The organism is Escherichia sp. MOD1-EC5189 (assembly GCF_002966045.1).
In the GTDB taxonomy this organism is placed as follows: Bacteria; Pseudomonadota; Gammaproteobacteria; order Enterobacterales; family Enterobacteriaceae; genus Escherichia; species Escherichia coli_F.
Genome location: NZ_PTRX01000018.1, coordinates 15,128 through 34,105, shown reverse-complemented (window position 1 = coordinate 34,105; position 18,978 = coordinate 15,128). Strand labels below are relative to the sequence as shown.

Below are 18,978 nucleotides of genomic sequence, written 5' to 3'. Positions count from 1 at the left end.
ATTAATTACCCTTCTTCTGTGCCGGGGTCTGGCCTTTGTTGTTTTTGTCCTGCAGCTGCGACGGCACCAGAACGGTAGTTACGCGCTTGCCTTTGTCGCTGAACGCCTGCATTTTCTGCTCTTTCACCAGGTAAGTGATCTTATCACCCTTAATGTTGCTATCGACCTGCTGCAGATAAGCATTACCCGTCAGAACGACAAAATCTTTTGCCAGTTCGTAGTGCATCTGGGAAGCGTGACCTTCAACGGGTTTACCGTTGTCCTGCATCTGGTAGAACGTTGCCGGTTTACCGTAGCCGTCAATCACTTCTTTACCTTGTTCGCCGCCCGGACGGGTAACGACCACTTTGTCGGCATTAATTTTGATGGTGCCCTGGGTGACGATGACATTACCGGTAAAGGTCACCACGTTGCCTTGCATATCAAGAGATTGCTGGTCCGATTCAATGTGGATCGGCTGATCAGTGTCTCCGGTTACGGCAAATGCCGGAATGCTGGCGGCCAGAAGTGAGCTGGCAAGCACAAGATTAAGGCTGAGTTTGTTTGTTTTGAATTTCATAGGATGTTCTAACCTTTTCAATCAGCTCGGCGTTCTTGCTGCGTAAGTTGCCGCGCATTTTCAGACCGCTGGAGTTAAATGTTGTTCCGTATAACGTGACAAGGTCTTCAGAGGTAACATCCTGCGTCACCAGATTGATCTGCGCGTTATCCGTCGTGATTCTGCGAAGTTGAGAGTCCGGCACGAGTGCGTTGACTTCAACGTGTCCATATAAATAGAGCATCCGGTCATTGGTCAGCTTGGCTTTATCTGCTTTTACGGACCATGTCGGGATTTTATCCTTATCAAACGTGGTAAGTACCGGCTGCGTAAACCACGAAACGGCCTGATCGGAATAATATTCAACGTGTTGAGCAATCAATCGATAGCTTAGTGCCCCTTCTGGGTTATAGACGAGCGTGTCCGTATGCTCGCTTTTATAGGTGGGATCATTGTTGTTGACGACCACCTGGGCGGTATCGTCTTTTTCGGCCATATTAATGCCGATCATCACCAGAACCGCCAGTGATAGCACAATGATAACCCAACGTCTGGCTTTACTCATATCGATTGCCCTTTGGCTTCATCCAGTTTGCCCTGCGCCAGGAGTAATAAGTCGCAAACTTCTCGCACTGCGCCACGACCGCCAGCAATGCGCGTTACGTAATCGGCGCGCGGGATCAACAGTGGATGCGCATCGGCCACGGCGACGCCTAAACCCACTTTTTCCATTACCGGCCAGTCGATGAGATCATCGCCGACATAAGCCACATTTTCCGGGGCAATCGCCAGTTTTTCCAGCAGATCGCTAAAGGCGATCAGTTTGTTTGACTGCCCCTGATACAAGTGAGTGATCCCCAATGTGGCACAACGATCTTCTACCAGTTTAGCCTTTCGCCCGGTAATGATAGCGACTTCAATATCAGAGGTGAGCGCACAACGAATGCCATAACCGTCACGAACGTTGAACGCTTTCAGCTCTTCGCCGTTATTACCCATATAAATCAGGCCATCTGACAGTACGCCATCAACGTCGAGGATCAGCAGACGAATGTTCTCTGCTTTTGCCATAACGTCGGCGCTGACAGGGCCGTAACAGGTCGCAAGCGACGCACCTGCTTTGCTCATTGTTGTTTATCCTTGAATCTTTACACTACGCCTGCACGCAGTAAATCATGCATATGTAACACACCGAGTAAATGGTCGCCATCGGCAACCATCACGGAGGTGATATGGCGGGACTGCATTAAGTTCAGTGCCTCAACGGCCAGAATGCCAGGGCGTACACGTATTCCCCCCGGCGTCATCACATCGGCAATACTTAACTGACGAACATCCACACCCATATCGAAGACACGGCGTAAATCACCGTCGGTAAAGATGCCTTCAATCATCATATTGTCATCGCAAATGACCGTCATACCAAGATTTTTGCGGGTAACTTCCAGCAACGCGTCGCGCAGGCTGGCCGTTTTCTTAACATGCGGGATCTCATCGCCCGTATGCATAATATCGTTTACGCGCAGCAGAAGTTTACGACCCAGTGCGCCGCCGGGGTGTGAGAGCGCAAAATCTTCAGCAGTAAAGCCGCGTGCTTTTAACAGCGCGACAGCGAGGGCATCGCCCATAACCAGCGTGGCGGTCGTGCTGCTGGTCGGTGCCAGCCCTAACGGACAGGCTTCTTTCGCTACTTTAACACACAGATGCACATCTGCGGCGCGCGCCATGCTGCTCTCCGGGCGACCGGTGATGCAGATTAACGGCACGTGAAGACGCTTAAGCACTGGAATTAAGGCCGTGATTTCGCTGGATTCACCGGAGTTAGAGATAGCAATCACCACGTCCTGCGGGGTGACCATACCCAAATCACCATGAGCAGCTTCACCTGGATGGACGAAAAATGAAGGTGTACCAGTGCTGGCAAACGTTGCCGCCATTTTGCGCCCAATATGCCCCGATTTCCCCATCCCCATGACGACAACTTTCCCTTTACACCAGAACATCTTTTCACAGGCAAGCGTGAAATTCTGATTGATGTATTGATCAAGCTCCGCCAGGCAGTCACGTTCAATCGCCAGGACTTCTTTACCTGCTTGCTGAAAGTCAAAACCCGGTTGTAACTCTACGTGCGACATAATGCGTTTCCAGTTATTCAACGAGTATTGGCGATAACCAGTACAACATCGCCAGCCATACGATAAATCCGCCAGTTAATAATACCCCTACACCACGGCCCGGTTGCGGGGAGCGCCGCCAGCACAGCAACGCAAAAATAATGCTCACCAACAACATCACGCTGTAGTCACGGCTGTACGCCAGTGGATCAATCTCTCCAGGCGTTATCAGCGCGGGTAAACCCAACACGATGACAATATTAAAAATGTTTGCGCCAATGATATTCCCGACAGCAATGTCGTTTTCACCTTTGCGAACCCCCGCGATTGCGGTTGCCAGCTCTGGCAGACTGGTTCCGATAGCGATTGCCGTCAGACCCATCGTCAACTCGCTGATGGCAAAGTAATTCGCCAGCACCGTGGCGTTATCAACCACCATCCGCGTGGCCACTGGCATGATGATCAGCGCAATGCCGAGCCATAAAAACGCGACGGGCAATCCGCCTTCACGCGGCAGCTCTGCAAGCTGCTCTCTGGTCAGGCTGTCAGTCCCCTGACGTTCAGCCAGACGTGCAAGTTTAACAATGAACAGCAGCCATAGCACAGCCAGAAAGAGGAGAAAGATACCATCGCTGCGACTAAGTTGTCCGTCATAGAGTACGGAACCGGCCACCACACTGACCAACAACATTAAGGGTAATTCGCGGCGCAGAACATCGGAATGGACGGTAAAAGGACGTACCAGCGCAGCCAGACCGAGGATCAGCAAAATATTGATAATGTTTGATCCGAGGGCTACACCAACGGCTAAATCGCGTTGTTCGTGCAGTGATGCGGCAAGCGAAACGATGATTTCTGGTAACGATGTGCCAATACTGACCACCGTCATGCCGATGATCAGTGGCGGTATGCCAAAGGATCGGCAAAGAATGGACGCGGCAAATACCAGGCGGTCGGCACTGTAAACGACCAAAAGTAAACCAACAATTAACAGTGCCGTAGCTAAAAGCATCTAACGTCCTTTCTTCAGGTATACTCGCCGGTCCGCTGAAGATTTTCAGAAAGCCGTAACGGATTCTTAATTTTGACTTTATGCGGCTAAAAAGTAAAACAAATGCCAGCTTTCGCTAACCACGGCGGGTAATATTCTGTAAATATGTTGGGTTCAAGGTTAAATTGAGCGCCATGCTTAGAAAATCAACGCAAGACGAAGGGTGAATTATGGAGCAGTCTGTGGCGAATTTAGTCGATATGCGCGATGTCAGTTTTACGCGTGGCAATCGCTGCATCTTCGATAATATTTCCCTGACCGTGCCGCGAGGGAAGATCACGGCGATCATGGGACCATCGGGCATCGGTAAAACGACGCTACTCCGTCTGATTGGCGGGCAAATCGCACCAGATCATGGTGAGATCCTTTTCGATGGTGAGAATATTCCGGCGATGTCTCGTTCGCGCCTGTATACAGTGCGCAAACGGATGAGCATGTTATTTCAGTCCGGGGCGTTGTTCACTGATATGAACGTATTTGACAACGTTGCCTATCCACTGCGCGAACATACTCAACTTCCCGCGCCATTGTTGCATAGTACGGTGATGATGAAGCTGGAGGCCGTGGGGCTGCGTGGAGCGGCTAAACTAATGCCTTCTGAACTTTCCGGTGGGATGGCGCGGCGTGCAGCGCTGGCGCGAGCAATTGCGCTGGAGCCGGATCTCATCATGTTTGATGAACCCTTTGTTGGGCAAGATCCTATCACCATGGGCGTACTGGTGAAGCTGATTTCTGAGCTGAACAGCGCGCTGGGCGTGACCTGCGTGGTGGTTTCTCACGATGTGCCGGAAGTGTTAAGTATTGCGGATCACGCCTGGATCCTGGCGGACAAAAAAATTGTCGCTCATGGCAGCGCCCAGGCGTTGCAGGCGAATCCTGATCCGCGCGTACGTCAGTTTCTGGACGGGATAGCTGACGGGCCTGTTCCGTTCCGCTATCCTGCCGGCGATTATCACGCTGATCTTTTACCAGGGAGTTAAGCCACTCATGCTGTTAAATGCGCTGGCGTCGCTCGGACATAAAGGGATTAAAACCCTGAGAACGTTCGGGCGGGCCGGGTTAATGTTATTCAATGCGCTGGTCGGCAAACCGGAATTTCGCAAACATGCGCCGCTGCTGGTGCGCCAGCTCTATAATGTCGGCGTCCTGTCGATGCTGATTATTGTGGTTTCTGGCGTGTTCATCGGAATGGTGCTGGGGCTGCAAGGTTATCTGGTTCTGACCACTTATAGTGCGGAAACCAGTCTGGGTATGCTGGTGGCGTTATCGCTACTGCGTGAACTGGGGCCGGTGGTTGCCGCGTTGTTGTTTGCCGGGCGTGCTGGTTCGGCGCTAACCGCAGAAATCGGCCTGATGCGCGCTACAGAGCAACTCTCCAGTATGGAGATGATGGCGGTGGATCCGTTGCGTCGGGTTATTTCTCCCCGTTTCTGGGCTGGGGTTATTTCATTACCACTGTTGACGGTTATCTTCGTCGCCGTGGGGATCTGGGGCGGATCTCTGGTCGGCGTCAGTTGGAAAGGCATTGATAGCGGGTTCTTCTGGTCGGCAATGCAAAATGCCGTCGACTGGCGTATGGATCTGGTCAATTGTCTGATTAAGAGCGTGGTGTTCGCCATCACGGTGACGTGGATTTCGTTGTTTAACGGCTACGACGCCATCCCGACGTCTGCCGGGATTAGCCGGGCAACCACTCGCACCGTTGTCCACTCGTCTCTGGCTGTTCTGGGGCTGGATTTTGTGCTGACCGCATTGATGTTTGGGAATTGAGTTCATGCAAACGAAAAAAAATGAAATTTGGGTGGGTATCTTTTTATTAGCAGCACTGCTGGCGGCGCTGTTTGTTTGCCTGAAGGCGGCGAACGTGACGTCCATACGTACTGAACCGACCTATACGCTTTATGCGACGTTCGATAACATTGGCGGCCTGAAAGCGCGCTCTCCGGTCAGCATTGGTGGCGTTGTTGTGGGCCGGGTGGCGGATATTACGCTGGACCCGAAAACCTATCTGCCACGCGTAACGCTGGAAATTGAACAACGTTATAACCACATTCCTGATACCAGTTCGCTGAGCATCCGTACTTCCGGCCTGCTGGGGGAACAATATCTGGCATTAAACGTCGGTTTTGAAGACCCGGAACTGGGGACTGCTATCCTGAAGGATGGCGATACAATCCAGGACACTAAGTCTGCGATGGTGCTGGAAGATCTCATTGGTCAGTTCCTTTACGGTAGTAAAGGCGATGACAATAAGAATAGTGGCGATGCGCCAGCTGCTGCGCCAGGTAATAATGAAACCACTGAACCTGTGGGTACAACGAAATAATTTCAGGAGAACCGACGCATGTTTAAACGTTTAATGATGGTCGCTTTGCTGGTGATTGCACCGCTGAGTGCGGCAACCGCGGCAGACCAGACCAATCCGTATAAGCTGATGGACGAGGCGGCGCAGAAAACGTTCGATCGCCTGAAGAATGAGCAACCGCAAATTCGGGCCAACCCGGATTATCTGCGTACCATTGTTGATCAGGAACTGCTGCCATACGTACAGGTGAAATACGCCGGGGCTCTGGTTCTGGGCCAGTATTACAAGAGTGCGACTCCCGCCCAGCGTGATGCTTACTTTGCCGCTTTCCGTGAGTATCTGAAGCAGGCTTACGGTCAGGCATTGGCGATGTATCATGGTCAGACTTATCAGATCGCGCCAGAACAGCCTCTGGGTGATAAAACCATTGTGCCTATTCGCGTGACCATTATTGACCCGAATGGCCGCCCGCCGGTGCGTCTGGACTTCCAATGGCGTAAAAACTCCCAGACGGGCAACTGGCAGGCTTACGACATGATTGCAGAGGGTGTCAGCATGATCACCACCAAACAAAATGAGTGGGGGACGCTGCTGCGTACCAAAGGTATCGACGGCCTGACTGCGCAACTGAAATCGATTTCTCAACAGAAAATCACTCTGGAAGAGAAAAAGTAATGAGCGAGTCACTGAGCTGGATGCAGACGGGTGACACGCTGGCGTTATCCGGAGAGCTGGATCAGGACGTTCTGCTACCGCTTTGGGAAATGCGTGAGGAGGCGGTGAAGGGGATTACCTGCATCGATCTTAGCCGTGTATCCCGCGTTGATACAGGTGGACTGGCGCTGCTGCTCCATCTTATCGATCTGGCGAAAAAGCAGGGCAACAATGTGACGCTTCAGGGGGTAAACGACAAAGTGTATACCCTGGCGAAATTGTATAATTTGCCTGCTGATGTTCTGCCTCGTTAAATTTTTTCAGGCCGGATAAGGCGTTAACCGCCTGTCCGGCAAACCTGCCTGCAAGTTGAGCCTTGTCTGATTTATCAGCGAGGCTTTTTGCTTATTTATGCCAGCGCAACTTTGCTCTAAGATGTTTCGCTGGTTTATTAACTGATGATTGAAGATCCCATGGAAAATAATGAAATTCAGAGCGTGTTGATGAACGCTCTCTCCCTCCAGGAAGTCCACGTTTCCGGCGATGGCAGCCACTTTCAGGTTATTGCCGTGGGTGAGTTGTTTGACGGCATGAGTCGGGTTAAAAAACAGCAGACGGTCTATGGCCCGCTGATGGAATATATTGCGGATAACCGCATTCATGCTGTGTCGATCAAAGCGTATACCCCTGCGGAGTGGGCGCGCGATCGCAAACTGAACGGCTTTTGAGCTATGGGCGATTCGCCGGTAGCGGATATGAATTGTTAACTGAGAACAAACTAAATGGATAAATTTCGTGTTCAGGGGCCAACGAAGCTCCAGGGCGAAGTCACAATTTCCGGCGCTAAAAATGCTGCTCTGCCTATTCTTTTTGCCGCACTACTGGCGGAAGAACCGGTAGAGATCCAGAACGTCCCGAAACTGAAAGACGTTGATACATCAATGAAGCTGCTAAGCCAGCTGGGTGCGAAAGTAGAGCGTAATGGTTCTGTGCATATTGATGCCCGCGAGGTTAATGTATTCTGCGCACCTTACGATCTGGTTAAAACCATGCGTGCTTCTATCTGGGCACTGGGGCCGCTGGTAGCGCGCTTTGGGCAGGGGCAAGTTTCACTGCCTGGCGGTTGTACGATCGGTGCGCGTCCGGTTGATCTACACATTTCTGGCCTCGAACAATTAGGCGCGACCATCAAACTGGAAGAAGGTTACGTTAAAGCTTCCGTCGACGGTCGTCTGAAAGGCGCACATATCGTGATGGATAAAGTCAGCGTTGGCGCAACGGTGACCATCATGTGTGCTGCAACCCTGGCGGAAGGCACCACGATTATTGAAAACGCAGCGCGTGAACCGGAAATCGTCGATACCGCGAACTTCCTGATTACGCTGGGTGCGAAAATTAGCGGTCAGGGCACCGATCGTATCATCATCGAAGGTGTGGAACGTTTAGGCGGCGGTGTCTATCGCGTGCTGCCGGATCGTATCGAAACCGGTACTTTCCTTGTGGCTGCGGCGATCTCTCGCGGCAAAATTATCTGCCGTAACGCACAGCCAGATACTCTTGACGCTGTGCTGGCGAAATTGCGTGACGCTGGAGCGGACATTGAAGTCGGCGAAGACTGGATTAGCCTGGATATGCATGGCAAACGGCCGAAAGCTGTTAACGTACGTACCGCGCCGCATCCGGCATTCCCGACCGATATGCAGGCCCAGTTCACACTGCTGAACCTGGTGGCAGAAGGCACCGGATTCATCACCGAAACGGTCTTTGAAAACCGCTTTATGCACGTACCAGAGCTGAGTCGTATGGGCGCGCATGCTGAAATTGAAAGTAATACCGTTATTTGTCACGGTGTTGAAAAACTTTCTGGCGCACAGGTTATGGCAACCGATCTACGTGCTTCAGCAAGCCTGGTGCTGGCTGGTTGTATTGCGGAAGGGACAACGGTGGTTGATCGTATTTATCACATCGATCGTGGCTACGAACGTATTGAAGACAAACTGCGCGCTTTAGGTGCAAATATTGAGCGTGTGAAAGGCGAGTAATCGTCCGAGAGCTGGCAGCCCCGTTCGCGGGGCTACCGCCAGACCACTCATTTTTTCGGTTTAGTGTAGCTACGCATCAACTGCGTTCTGTCGATAAACTCATGGGTCTGCGGATCATGGTAGCGTGATGGCCAGATAACCCAGGGGTCAGTTCCCAGGGCTTTCGCAATAATCATCTCTCCTTTCGGCCATGGGCGCGATAATGCGTTCGCCAGCGTTGAGGAACTCAAACCATTTCTACGAGATTCCGCCGCCATTGACGTTCCTTTCTTGCGTAAACCCGCAATGATGTCAGCGGGATGCCAGTCAATGAAATTACTTTCCATCTTTCCTCACTCCTTAAGTTAGTCGCTTTCATTCAGAACACTTCTTCTGTCGAGCATCACTGTACTCCTGATGGCCTATTGCTCTAAAAAGTTCCTGTAAAGAGTGTGAATATTCAGAATATATAAAGATACATACACTGGTTTTTCAGGCGTTATTACGCTGAATAAGTGTTTTTATGGAACTTATTGGAATCATCCCGCGCACTGCGCGGGATGAGGGGGAGGGGATTAACGATCGCGTTGAACAGCGATGTGCGCGAGGCCGATGAGTGCCTCTCGCCACGGGGTGTCCGGGAGCACCTGTAACGCTGCGATGGCTTTGTCTGCTTCTTCCTCGGCACGCTGACGCGTCCATTCAAGAGAGCCACAAGCGTTCATTGCTTCCAGAACCGGTTCCAGAAGATGACGACCGTTACCCTGTTCGATGGCGGTACGAATCATCTGTGCCTGTTCTGGTGTGCCATGATGCATTGCATGCAGCAGCGGCAGCGTCGGTTTACCTTCGTTCAGATCGTCGCCGACGTTTTTACCTAACTGTTCGCCATCGGCATTGTAATCGAGCAAATCGTCGATCAACTGGAAAGCGGTGCCGAGATAACGCCCATAATCTTGCAGGCCTTTCTCCTCCTCCGGCGAACAACCTGCCAGAATCCCGGAACACTGCGCGGCAGCCTCAAACAGACGCGCGGTCTTGCTGTAGATAACGCGCATGTAGTTTTCTTCGGTGATGTCCGGGTCGTTAACGTTCATCAGTTGCAGAACTTCACCTTCTGCGATGACGTTTACGGCTTCAGACATCACTTCCAGCACTTTGAGCGAACCGAGGCTGGTCATCATCTGGAACGCGCGGGTATAAATAAAATCGCCTACCAGCACGCTGGCGGCATTGCCAAATGCGGCGTTGGCGGTAGCTTTACCCCTGCGCATATCTGATTCATCCACAACGTCGTCGTGCAGCAGAGTCGCCGTGTGGATAAACTCGATCAGGGCAGCAATGGTGACATGCGCATTTCCCTCATAGCCAACAGCTCGTGCAGCCAGTACAGCAATCATCGGACGAATACGTTTACCGCCGCCGCTGACGATGTAATAGCCTAACTGATTGATCAGTTGGACGTCGGAATTAAGCTGCTCAAGGATTGCCGCATTAACACCCGCCATATCTTGCGCGGTTAACTCATTGATTTTTTCTAAATTCATCGCAAAAGCCGGGCTTTTCGCCCCGATTACCTTACTGTGAACAAAGGCAACTTAGGGTTTATGGTTAGGAATATAGGGTGATTGTACTGAAAAAATGGCACAGATAAACGTTACCGTACAAGTTGTGTTTTTTTTCTTCGTGTATTGACTGTAGCACTTGTCAAAGGCGTGCGTTTTGCGTAATATTCGCGCCCTATTGTGAATATTTATAGCGCACTCTGAATCATTGAAAAGGTGTGCGCGGAAGCGGAGTTTTATATGTACGCGGTTTTCCAAAGTGGTGGTAAACAACACCGAGTAAGCGAAGGTCAGACCGTTCGCCTGGAAAAGCTGGACATCGCAACTGGCGAAACTGTTGAGTTCGCTGAAGTGCTGATGATCGCAAACGGTGAAGAAGTCAAAATCGGCGTTCCTTTCGTTGATGGCGGCGTAATCAAAGCTGAAGTTGTTGCTCACGGTCGTGGCGAGAAAGTTAAAATCGTTAAGTTTCGTCGTCGTAAACACTATCGTAAGCAGCAGGGCCATCGTCAGTGGTTCACTGATGTGAAAATTACTGGCATCAGCGCCTAAGACCTGAGGAGAGATTTCAAATGGCACATAAAAAGGCTGGCGGCTCCACACGTAACGGTCGCGATTCAGAAGCTAAACGCCTGGGCGTTAAGCGTTTCGGTGGCGAATCCGTTCTGGCGGGTAGCATCATCGTTCGTCAACGTGGTACCAAATTCCACGCAGGCGCTAACGTAGGTTGCGGTCGTGACCACACTCTGTTTGCTAAAGCAGACGGTAAAGTGAAATTCGAAGTTAAAGGCCCGAAAAACCGTAAATTTATCAGCATCGAAGCTGAATAAGTTTTTCGCGTCCCGGTAACGGATGAAAGCCCCGCAACACGTTGCGGGGCTTTTTACATTCGATAACCGGTAAAAATTCGCATCGTGCGGCGTTAACTCGCAAATGCGTTTTGTAGGGAATACGGTATGAAGCAGCAGGCAGGCATTGGCATTCTTTTGGCGCTCACCACAGCAATTTGCTGGGGGGCGTTGCCAATTGCAATGAAGCAGGTGCTGGAGGTGATGGAACCTCCGACAATCGTGTTTTACCGTTTCTTGATGGCGAGTATTGGCCTTGGTGCCATTCTTGCGGTGAAGAAGAAGTTGCCGCCATTACGCGTGTTTCGTAAGCCACGCTGGTTGATTTTGTTGGCAGTGGCGACCGCCGGGCTGTTTGGGAACTTCATCCTGTTCAGCTCATCCTTGCAATACCTGAGTCCGACCGCTTCGCAGGTGATTGGGCAACTCTCGCCAGTTGGCATGATGGTTGCCAGCGTATTTATCCTGAAAGAGAAAATGCGCAGCACCCAGGTAGTGGGGGCATTGATGCTCCTGAGCGGCCTGGTGATGTTTTTTAACACCAGTCTGGTTGAGATATTTACAAAGCTCACCGATTACACCTGGGGAGTTATCTTTGGGGTCGGTGCGGCGACGGTTTGGGTGAGTTATGGCGTAGCGCAGAAGGTTTTATTGCGTCGGCTGGCCTCACCGCAGATCCTGTTTTTGCTGTACACTTTATGTACAATTGCGCTCTTCCCTCTGGCAAATCCTGGAGTGATAGCGCAGCTTAGCCACTGGCAGCTCGCATGTTTAATTTTTTGCGGACTGAATACATTGGTAGGATATGGCGCCCTGGCGGAAGCGATGGCTCGCTGGCAGGCAGCGCAGGTGAGCGCGATCATCACGCTCACCCCACTGTTTACGCTGTTTTTTTCAGATCTTTTATCACTGGCCTGGCCCGATTTCTTCGCCAGACCGATGTTAAACCTTTTAGGTTATCTCGGTGCGTTTGTCGTGGTTGCGGGCGCGATGTATTCCGCCATTGGTCATCGTATTTGGGGCGGATTACGTAAGCATACAACGGTGGTATCGCAACCCCGCGCAGGCGAATGATTTACGGAGAATAAAATGAAGTTTGTTGATGAAGCATCGATTCTGGTCGTTGCAGGTGATGGCGGTAATGGTTGCGTGAGTTTCCGCCGCGAAAAATATATTCCGAAAGGCGGCCCGGATGGCGGCGACGGCGGTGACGGTGGTGACGTCTGGATGGAAGCCGACGAGAACCTGAACACGCTGATCGATTATCGTTTTGAAAAATCTTTCCGTGCAGAACGCGGTCAGAACGGCGCAAGCCGCGATTGTACCGGTAAGCGCGGTAAAGACGTCACGATTAAAGTGCCGGTAGGTACGCGTGTTATCGATCAGGGTACCGGTGAAACCATGGGCGATATGACCAAACACGGTCAGCGTCTGCTGGTTGCCAAGGGCGGCTGGCACGGTCTGGGCAATACCCGCTTCAAATCGTCCGTTAACCGTACGCCACGGCAGAAAACCAACGGTACGCCGGGCGATAAGCGCGAGCTGCTGCTGGAGCTGATGCTGCTGGCTGACGTCGGTATGCTGGGAATGCCGAATGCGGGTAAATCGACCTTTATCCGCGCGGTCTCGGCGGCTAAACCGAAAGTGGCGGATTATCCGTTTACCACTCTGGTACCGAGCTTGGGTGTGGTACGAATGGACAACGAAAAGAGCTTCGTTGTTGCCGATATTCCAGGGCTAATTGAAGGCGCTGCGGAAGGTGCAGGACTGGGGATTCGCTTCCTGAAACACCTGGAACGTTGCCGCGTCTTGTTGCACCTCATCGATATCGATCCGATTGACGGTACCGATCCGGTTGAAAACGCGCGTATTATTATCAGCGAGCTGGAAAAATACAGCCAGGATTTGGCGGCAAAACCACGTTGGTTAGTCTTCAACAAGATCGACCTGCTGGATAAGGCAGAAGCTGAAGAGAAAGCCAAAGCGATCGCGGAGGCGCTGGGCTGGGAAGATAAATATTATCTGATCTCTGCGGCGAGCGGACTGGGCGTGAAAGATCTCTGCTGGGATGTGATGACTTTTATCATTGAAAACCCAGTTGTGCAGGCCGAAGAAGCGAAACAGCCAGAGAAAGTCGAATTCATGTGGGATGATTATCACCGTCAGCAGCTTGAAGAGATTGCTGAAGAGGATGATGAAGACTGGGATGACGACTGGGACGAAGACGACGAAGAAGGCGTTGAGTTCATTTACAAGCGTTAATCACTGATGATAAACGCCAAATAAGCCTGATGCGCTACGCTTATCAGGCCTACAAGAGAATTGCAATATGTTGAATTTGCACGATTTTGTAGGCCGGATAAGGCGTTCACGCCGCATCCGGCATAAACAAAGCGCACTTTGTCAATAATCTGAAGCCCCGGCCATGTGCCGGGGTTTCTTTTTGACTAATTGTTCTGATAAATATCTTTATACAAACGGCTTTCAAAACGCACTAACGGAATGCGGCGATTACGCTGATCCGCGGGTTCTACCGCATAGCCAGAAAGATATTGTACAAACGCCATTCGTTGCCCGCTCGCTGTGGTAATGAATCCCGCCAGGTTATATACCCCCTGCAAAGAGCCGGTTTTTGCTGAGACTTTTCCGTCCACGCCAGCCTGATGCAGGCCCGCACGGTACTGCAAAGAGCCGTCATAGCCTGCCAGCGGCAGCATAGAGATAAAGTTAAGTTCATTGTCATGTTGGGCAATGTATTGCAGCACCTGCATCATGGTGGCAGGTGCAATCAGGTTATGCCGCGAAAGCCCTGAACCATCGGCAATAATCGTGTTACCAATATCGATACCAGCTTGCTGACGCAGGATCTGACGTACGGCGTCCGACCCGGCCCGCCATGTTCCGGGCACATTGAAGCGCGCATGGCCTATCATGCGGAAAACCGTATCGGCAATCATGTTGTCTGACTTTTTCAGCATAATCTTAAGCAGATCGTGCAACGGGGCCGACTGTTTACTGGCAACTACCGTTCCGGGTTCATTAACCTGAGTCTGGCGCAGCAGTGTTCCGCTCCAGGTGATACCTGCCTGTTTTAACTCATCTTTCAGAATTGCACCGGCATAGCTGGCTCCATCCTGTATGGCAAAAGCCAACGGGAGCGGCTCAGAACGTTGTGGCAGGCATCCGGTCAGCGTAAAGCGGTTCAGGTCGCCTGGCACCACATCCAGCTCGCAATATTGCGCTTCGGCAGAACCACGGGGGAGGGTGCGTACCTGGCTGAACATCGTAACGGGGTAATAAGATGCCACGCGTATAAAGGCCATATCACCGGGTTTTTGGGCACTGTAGAGCGAGACGGAGAAACAGTTGCGGTCAACTATGGCGGCGGCAGGCGGAGCGCTAAAGCATTGTGTCATGTCATTCCACGGCCAGCCGGGGGCTTTATCGTGGCTGGCAAAAATGGAGGTGTCTATCAACACATTACCATCAATTTGGTTGACGCCAGATTTTTTCAAAGTCGTGACCATATTGCGAATATCCTGACGTTTTAATGTCGGATCGGCACCAAATCGCGCCACTAAGTCACCCTTGAGTACGCCGTTTTCCACATTGCCTTTGGTTTCAAGCGTAGTAGTAAAACGAAAATCGGGGCCGAGTTGAATCAACGCCGCTAGCGCAGTAATCACTTTCTGCGTACTGGCGGGCAGCGCCATCTGCTGGCTGTGGTAATCAATAGCGGGGGCCGATGCGCCGACTTTTTGCACCATCAGGGCAAGGTTGGCACCAGCGGGGAGTTGAGTAATGTACTCATCAACATTCGCGGCCTGAACACTGAACGCTATACAGCTGGTCAATCCGATGATAAATCTGGAAAATCGCATAATCTCGCGCTAACAACCTGGAATCGAGCCGTCATACTACGGCGCAACGCCCTATAAAGTAAACGATGACCCTTCGGGAACTTCAGGGTAAAATGACTATCAAAATGTGAATTGTAGCTGACCTGGGACTTGTACCCGGGTCGGTATTTTTTTGCTTCTGGTCCCGGTGAGGAGTTTTGCCGGGCAGGCCGAACAGCCGGGGTGGGTGAAGACTTGCCCCATCAGGAATATTCAAGAGGTATAACAAATGCAAGCTATTCCGATGACCTTACGCGGCGCTGAAAAATTACGCGAAGAGCTGGATTTTCTGAAATCTGTGCGCCGTCCTGAAATCATTGCTGCTATCGCGGAAGCGCGTGAGCATGGCGACCTGAAAGAAAACGCCGAATACCACGCAGCTCGTGAACAGCAGGGTTTCTGCGAAGGTCGTATCAAAGATATTGAAGCCAAACTGTCGAACGCGCAGGTGATTGATGTCACCAAAATGCCTAACAATGGGCGCGTTATTTTTGGTGCTACCGTAACGGTGTTGAATCTGGATTCTGACGAAGAGCAGACTTATCGCATCGTTGGCGATGATGAGGCTGACTTTAAACAGAACCTGATTTCTGTAAACTCGCCTATTGCTCGTGGCCTGATCGGCAAAGAAGAAGATGATGTTGTGGTCATCAAAACGCCGGGCGGCGAAGTAGAATTTGAAGTAATTAAGGTGGAATACCTGTAAGAATTACCCAATACTCAAGATGTTGATGTATTGTAAAGAAAGGAAAAAGGCCGCTATGCGGCCTTTTATCAACGAACAGAGCGTGGCATTTTGCTCTCCTGCCTGCGGAAAACCCCTCGTTTTACACAGCAAATGTGTGTAACTTTAGGATAATCTTAGCGCGGCAGCGAGATTTTACGTTCTTTAGTTGGGCGATAAAGCACCAGCGTTTTACCGATGACCTGTACATTACAGGCGCCGGTTTCGCGCACGATAGCTTCCACGATCAAGGTTTTAGTTTCGCGATCTTCGGTGGCGATTTTCACCTTGATGAGTTCATGGTGCTCTAACGCTTGTTCAATCTCGGCCAGCACCCCTTCGGTCAAACCATTACTGCCAAGCAGAACAACTGGCTTGAGCGGATGTGCCAGACCTTTCAGGTGCTGTTTTTGTTTAGTACTCAGATTCATCGTATTTTTTGCTTACGTTGGGATTGAAAACGGGTCATTCTACCGCCATCTCCCATATATCACCAAATAGGCGCGTAAAAATTTACGCAATTGGTTACGATGAGTTATCCCCATGGGAAAGTTAAATGACAGGTAAGAAGCGTTCTGCCAGCTCCAGCCGCTGGCTTCAGGAACACTTTAGCGATAAATATGTTCAACAGGCACAGAAAAAGGGGTTACGTTCCCGTGCCTGGTTTAAACTTGATGAAATACAGCAAAGTGACAAACTCTTTAAACCGGGAATGACGGTTGTCGACCTTGGTGCTGCTCCGGGTGGTTGGTCACAATATGTGGTCACCCAAATTGGCGGCAAAGGCCGCATCATCGCTTGCGATCTTTTACCTATGGATCCTATCGTTGGTGTGGACTTTCTTCAGGGCGATTTTCGTGATGAACTGGTGATGAAAGCACTGCTGGAGCGCGTTGGCGACAGCAAAGTCCAGGTTGTCATGTCCGATATGGCACCAAACATGAGCGGAACACCGGCGGTGGATATCCCCCGTGCCATGTATCTGGTGGAACTGGCGTTAGAAATGTGTCGTGATGTATTAGCGCCAGGTGGCAGTTTTGTAGTGAAGGTGTTCCAGGGCGAAGGTTTCGATGAGTATCTAAGGGAAATTCGCTCCCTGTTTACGAAGGTCAAAGTTCGTAAGCCGGACTCTTCTCGTGCACGTTCGCGGGAAGTGTATATTGTAGCGACCGGGCGTAAACCCTAACCGGGAGATTTCAGACGAAAGTTTGAAAGATGCTGGATATAGAGTATCCTGACGCTGTTTTTAACACAGTTGTAATAAGAGGTTAATCCCTTGAGTGACATGGCGAAAAACCTAATTCTCTGGCTGGTCATTGCCGTTGTGCTGATGTCAGTATTCCAGAGCTTTGGGCCCAGCGAGTCTAATGGCCGTAAGGTGGATTACTCTACCTTCCTACAAGAGGTCAATAACGACCAGGTTCGTGAAGCGCGTATCAACGGACGTGAAATCAACGTTACCAAGAAAGATAGTAACCGTTATACCACTTACATTCCGGTTCAGGATCCGAAATTACTGGATAACCTGTTGACCAAGAACGTCAAGGTTGTCGGTGAACCGCCTGAAGAACCAAGCCTGCTGGCTTCTATCTTCATCTCCTGGTTCCCGATGCTGTTGCTGATTGGTGTCTGGATCTTCTTCATGCGTCAAATGCAGGGCGGCGGTGGCAAAGGTGCCATGTCGTTCGGTAAGAGCAAAGCGCGCATGCTGACGGAAGATCAGATCAAAACGACCTTTGCTGACGTTGCGGGCTGCGACGAAGCAAAAGAAGAAGTTGCTGAACTGGTTGAGTATCTGCGCGAGCCGAGCCGCTTCCAGAAACTCGGCGGTAAGATCCCGAAAGGCGTCCTGATGGTCGGTCCTCCGGGTACCGGTAAAACGCTGCTGGCGAAAGCGATTGCAGGCGAAGCGAAAGTTCCGTTCTTTACTATCTCCGGTTCTGACTTCGTAGAAATGTTCGTCGGTGTGGGTGCATCCCGTGTTCGTGACATGTTCGAACAGGCGAAGAAAGCGGCTCCGTGCATCATCTTTATCGATGAAATCGACGCCGTAGGCCGCCAGCGTGGCGCAGGTCTGGGCGGTGGTCACGATGAACGTGAACAGACTCTGAACCAGATGCTGGTTGAGATGGATGGCTTCGAAGGTAACGAAGGTATCATCGTTATCGCTGCGACTAACCGTCCGGACGTTCTCGACCCGGCGCTGCTGCGTCCTGGCCGTTTCGACCGTCAGGTTGTGGTTGGCTTGCCAGATGTTCGCGGTCGTGAGCAGATTCTGAAAGTTCACATGCGTCGCGTACCATTGGCACCCGATATCGACGCGGCAATCATTGCCCGTGGTACTCCTGGTTTCTCCGGTGCTGACCTGGCGAACCTGGTGAACGAAGCGGCACTGTTCGCTGCTCGTGGCAACAAACGTGTTGTGTCGATGGTTGAGTTCGAGAAAGCGAAAGACAAAATCATGATGGGTGCGGAACGTCGCTCCATGGTGATGACGGAAGCGCAGAAAGAATCGACTGCTTACCACGAAGCAGGTCACGCGATTATCGGTCGCCTGGTGCCGGAACACGATCCGGTGCACAAAGTAACGATTATCCCGCGCGGTCGTGCGCTGGGTGTGACCTTCTTTTTGCCTGAGGGCGACGCAATCAGCGCCAGCCGTCAGAAACTGGAAAGCCAGATTTCTACACTGTACGGCGGTCGTCTGGCAGAAGAGATCATCTACGGGCCAGAACATGTTTCTACCGGGGCGTCCAACGATATTAAAGTTGCGACCAACCTGGCGCGTAACATGGTTACCCAGTGGGGCTTCTCTGAGAAACTCGGTCCGCTGCTGTATGCGGAAGAAGAAGGTGAAGTGTTCCTCGGTCGTAGCGTAGCGAAAGCGAAACATATGTCCGATGAAACGGCACGCATCATCGACCAGGAAGTGAAAGCACTGATCGAGCGTAACTATAATCGTGCGCGTCAGCTTCTGACCGACAACATGGATATTCTGCATGCGATGAAAGATGCTCTCATGAAATATGAGACTATCGACGCACCGCAGATTGATGACCTGATGGCACGCCGTGATGTACGTCCGCCAGCGGGCTGGGAAGAACCAGGCGCTTCTAACAATTCTGGCGACAATGGTAGTCCAAAGGCTCCGCGTCCGGTTGATGAACCGCGTACGCCGAACCCGGGTAACACCATGTCAGAGCAGTTAGGCGACAAGTAAGTTCCCGCATTAGATGACTGTATTTGTACCGAAAACCCC

At 51.4% G+C, this 18,978-nt stretch carries 23 protein-coding genes; 14 read left to right on the top strand and 9 right to left on the bottom strand.

The window, feature by feature from the left end:
- Window position 1: 1 nt before the first annotated feature.
- Genes lptA through ATB02_RS15930 form a run of 5 tightly spaced genes read right to left on the bottom strand, consistent with a single transcriptional unit; the run spans window position 2 to window position 3,664 of the window.
- Entirely contained in the window at window positions 2-559 is a 558-nt protein-coding gene (gene lptA / locus ATB02_RS15950) for a lipopolysaccharide ABC transporter substrate-binding protein LptA (RefSeq protein ID WP_000669785.1), read from the bottom strand.
- Window positions 528-1,103 (bottom strand): LPS export ABC transporter periplasmic protein LptC, encoded by a 576-nt coding sequence (gene lptC / locus ATB02_RS15945; protein WP_000030537.1) that lies wholly within the window; start codon window positions 1,101-1,103, stop codon window positions 528-530. Before lptC ends, lptA begins: the two co-directional genes overlap by 32 nt.
- The gene (kdsC, locus tag ATB02_RS15940) at window positions 1,100-1,666 is read right to left on the bottom strand and encodes a 3-deoxy-manno-octulosonate-8-phosphatase KdsC (RefSeq protein ID WP_032185195.1); all 567 of its coding nucleotides are present in this window, start codon (window positions 1,664-1,666) and stop codon (window positions 1,100-1,102) included. The genes lptC and kdsC overlap by 4 nt, the downstream gene beginning before the upstream one ends.
- A 20-nt stretch (window positions 1,667-1,686) precedes the next feature.
- Window positions 1,687-2,673 carry an arabinose-5-phosphate isomerase KdsD gene (gene kdsD / locus ATB02_RS15935; RefSeq protein WP_001352909.1) on the bottom strand — a complete coding sequence of 329 codons (987 nt, stop codon included), beginning with the start codon at window positions 2,671-2,673 and terminating at the stop codon, window positions 1,687-1,689.
- Between the two features lie 13 nt (window positions 2,674-2,686).
- Complete coding sequence (locus ATB02_RS15930) at window positions 2,687-3,664, bottom strand: calcium/sodium antiporter (protein WP_032185194.1); 978 nt, start codon at window positions 3,662-3,664, stop codon at window positions 2,687-2,689.
- Between the two features lie 209 nt (window positions 3,665-3,873).
- On the opposite strand from ATB02_RS15930, the gene mlaF reads away from it, so the two are divergent.
- The 7 genes from mlaF (at window position 3,874) to murA (ending at window position 8,704) form a co-directional block, all read left to right on the top strand.
- Window positions 3,874-4,683 carry a phospholipid ABC transporter ATP-binding protein MlaF gene (gene mlaF, locus ATB02_RS15925; RefSeq protein ID WP_000438245.1) on the top strand — a complete coding sequence of 270 codons (810 nt, stop codon included), beginning with the start codon at window positions 3,874-3,876 and terminating at the stop codon, window positions 4,681-4,683.
- A gap of 7 nt (window positions 4,684-4,690) precedes the next feature.
- Window positions 4,691-5,473: a lipid asymmetry maintenance ABC transporter permease subunit MlaE gene (gene mlaE / locus ATB02_RS15920; protein ID WP_000925795.1), complete on the top strand. Its 783-nt coding sequence runs from the start codon at window positions 4,691-4,693 to the stop codon at window positions 5,471-5,473.
- A gap of 4 nt (window positions 5,474-5,477) precedes the next feature.
- Entirely contained in the window at window positions 5,478-6,029 is a 552-nt protein-coding gene (gene mlaD / locus ATB02_RS15915) for an outer membrane lipid asymmetry maintenance protein MlaD (RefSeq protein WP_001296448.1), read from the top strand.
- An 18-nt stretch (window positions 6,030-6,047) separates the two neighbouring features.
- Window positions 6,048-6,683: a phospholipid-binding protein MlaC gene (gene mlaC / locus ATB02_RS15910; RefSeq protein ID WP_000476484.1), complete on the top strand. Its 636-nt coding sequence runs from the start codon at window positions 6,048-6,050 to the stop codon at window positions 6,681-6,683.
- Entirely contained in the window at window positions 6,683-6,976 is a 294-nt protein-coding gene (gene mlaB, locus ATB02_RS15905; protein ID WP_000004488.1) for a lipid asymmetry maintenance protein MlaB, read from the top strand. The genes mlaC and mlaB overlap by 1 nt, the downstream gene beginning before the upstream one ends.
- Window positions 6,977-7,135: 159 nt before the next feature.
- A complete protein-coding gene (gene ibaG, locus ATB02_RS15900) occupies window positions 7,136-7,390 on the top strand; it encodes a BolA family iron metabolism protein IbaG (RefSeq protein ID WP_000429656.1) in 255 nt (84 codons plus the stop codon).
- A 54-nt stretch (window positions 7,391-7,444) separates the two neighbouring features.
- Window positions 7,445-8,704: a UDP-N-acetylglucosamine 1-carboxyvinyltransferase gene (murA, locus tag ATB02_RS15895; protein ID WP_000357278.1), complete on the top strand. Its 1,260-nt coding sequence runs from the start codon at window positions 7,445-7,447 to the stop codon at window positions 8,702-8,704.
- Window positions 8,705-8,751: 47 nt separating this feature from the next.
- Here the strand turns inward: murA and sfsB are convergent, their stop codons facing one another.
- Both sfsB and ispB read right to left on the bottom strand, forming a co-directional pair.
- Complete coding sequence (sfsB, locus tag ATB02_RS15890) at window positions 8,752-9,030, bottom strand: DNA-binding transcriptional regulator SfsB (protein ID WP_000445413.1); 279 nt, start codon at window positions 9,028-9,030, stop codon at window positions 8,752-8,754.
- A gap of 228 nt (window positions 9,031-9,258) precedes the next feature.
- Window positions 9,259-10,230: an octaprenyl diphosphate synthase gene (gene ispB, locus ATB02_RS15885; protein ID WP_001047331.1), complete on the bottom strand. Its 972-nt coding sequence runs from the start codon at window positions 10,228-10,230 to the stop codon at window positions 9,259-9,261.
- Window positions 10,231-10,488: 258 nt separating this feature from the next.
- Between ispB and rplU the strand changes: the two genes are divergently transcribed.
- The 4 genes from rplU to cgtA all read left to right on the top strand — a co-directional run bounded on the left by rplU (window position 10,489) and on the right by cgtA (window position 13,358).
- Window positions 10,489-10,800, top strand: a complete 312-nt coding sequence (rplU, locus tag ATB02_RS15880) for a 50S ribosomal protein L21 (RefSeq protein ID WP_000271401.1) — start codon at window positions 10,489-10,491, stop codon at window positions 10,798-10,800.
- A gap of 20 nt (window positions 10,801-10,820) precedes the next feature.
- Entirely contained in the window at window positions 10,821-11,078 is a 258-nt protein-coding gene (gene rpmA / locus ATB02_RS15875; RefSeq protein WP_000940595.1) for a 50S ribosomal protein L27, read from the top strand.
- Between the two features lie 126 nt (window positions 11,079-11,204).
- Window positions 11,205-12,170 carry a DMT family transporter gene (locus tag ATB02_RS15870; RefSeq protein WP_105271881.1) on the top strand — a complete coding sequence of 322 codons (966 nt, stop codon included), beginning with the start codon at window positions 11,205-11,207 and terminating at the stop codon, window positions 12,168-12,170.
- 15 nt (window positions 12,171-12,185) lie between these two features.
- Window positions 12,186-13,358: an Obg family GTPase CgtA gene (gene cgtA, locus ATB02_RS15865; protein ID WP_000673561.1), complete on the top strand. Its 1,173-nt coding sequence runs from the start codon at window positions 12,186-12,188 to the stop codon at window positions 13,356-13,358.
- A gap of 185 nt (window positions 13,359-13,543) precedes the next feature.
- Here cgtA and dacB read toward each other — a convergent pair whose 3' ends face one another.
- Window positions 13,544-14,977 (bottom strand): serine-type D-Ala-D-Ala carboxypeptidase, encoded by a 1,434-nt coding sequence (dacB, locus tag ATB02_RS15860; RefSeq protein WP_001212632.1) that lies wholly within the window; start codon window positions 14,975-14,977, stop codon window positions 13,544-13,546.
- Window positions 14,978-15,224: 247 nt separating this feature from the next.
- Here dacB and greA point away from each other — a divergent pair, with 247 nt between their 5' ends.
- Complete coding sequence (greA, locus tag ATB02_RS15855; RefSeq protein ID WP_001148001.1) at window positions 15,225-15,701, top strand: transcription elongation factor GreA; 477 nt, start codon at window positions 15,225-15,227, stop codon at window positions 15,699-15,701.
- 155 nt (window positions 15,702-15,856) lie between these two features.
- Here greA and yhbY read toward each other — a convergent pair whose 3' ends face one another.
- Window positions 15,857-16,150 (bottom strand): ribosome assembly RNA-binding protein YhbY, encoded by a 294-nt coding sequence (yhbY, locus tag ATB02_RS15850; RefSeq protein ID WP_001054420.1) that lies wholly within the window; start codon window positions 16,148-16,150, stop codon window positions 15,857-15,859.
- 125 nt (window positions 16,151-16,275) lie between these two features.
- Here yhbY and rlmE point away from each other — a divergent pair, with 125 nt between their 5' ends.
- Window positions 16,276-16,905, top strand: a complete 630-nt coding sequence (gene rlmE, locus ATB02_RS15845; protein WP_000145975.1) for a 23S rRNA (uridine(2552)-2'-O)-methyltransferase RlmE — start codon at window positions 16,276-16,278, stop codon at window positions 16,903-16,905.
- A gap of 99 nt (window positions 16,906-17,004) precedes the next feature.
- A complete protein-coding gene (gene ftsH, locus ATB02_RS15840) occupies window positions 17,005-18,939 on the top strand; it encodes an ATP-dependent zinc metalloprotease FtsH (RefSeq protein ID WP_001107467.1) in 1,935 nt (644 codons plus the stop codon).
- Window positions 18,940-18,978 lie beyond the last annotated feature (39 nt).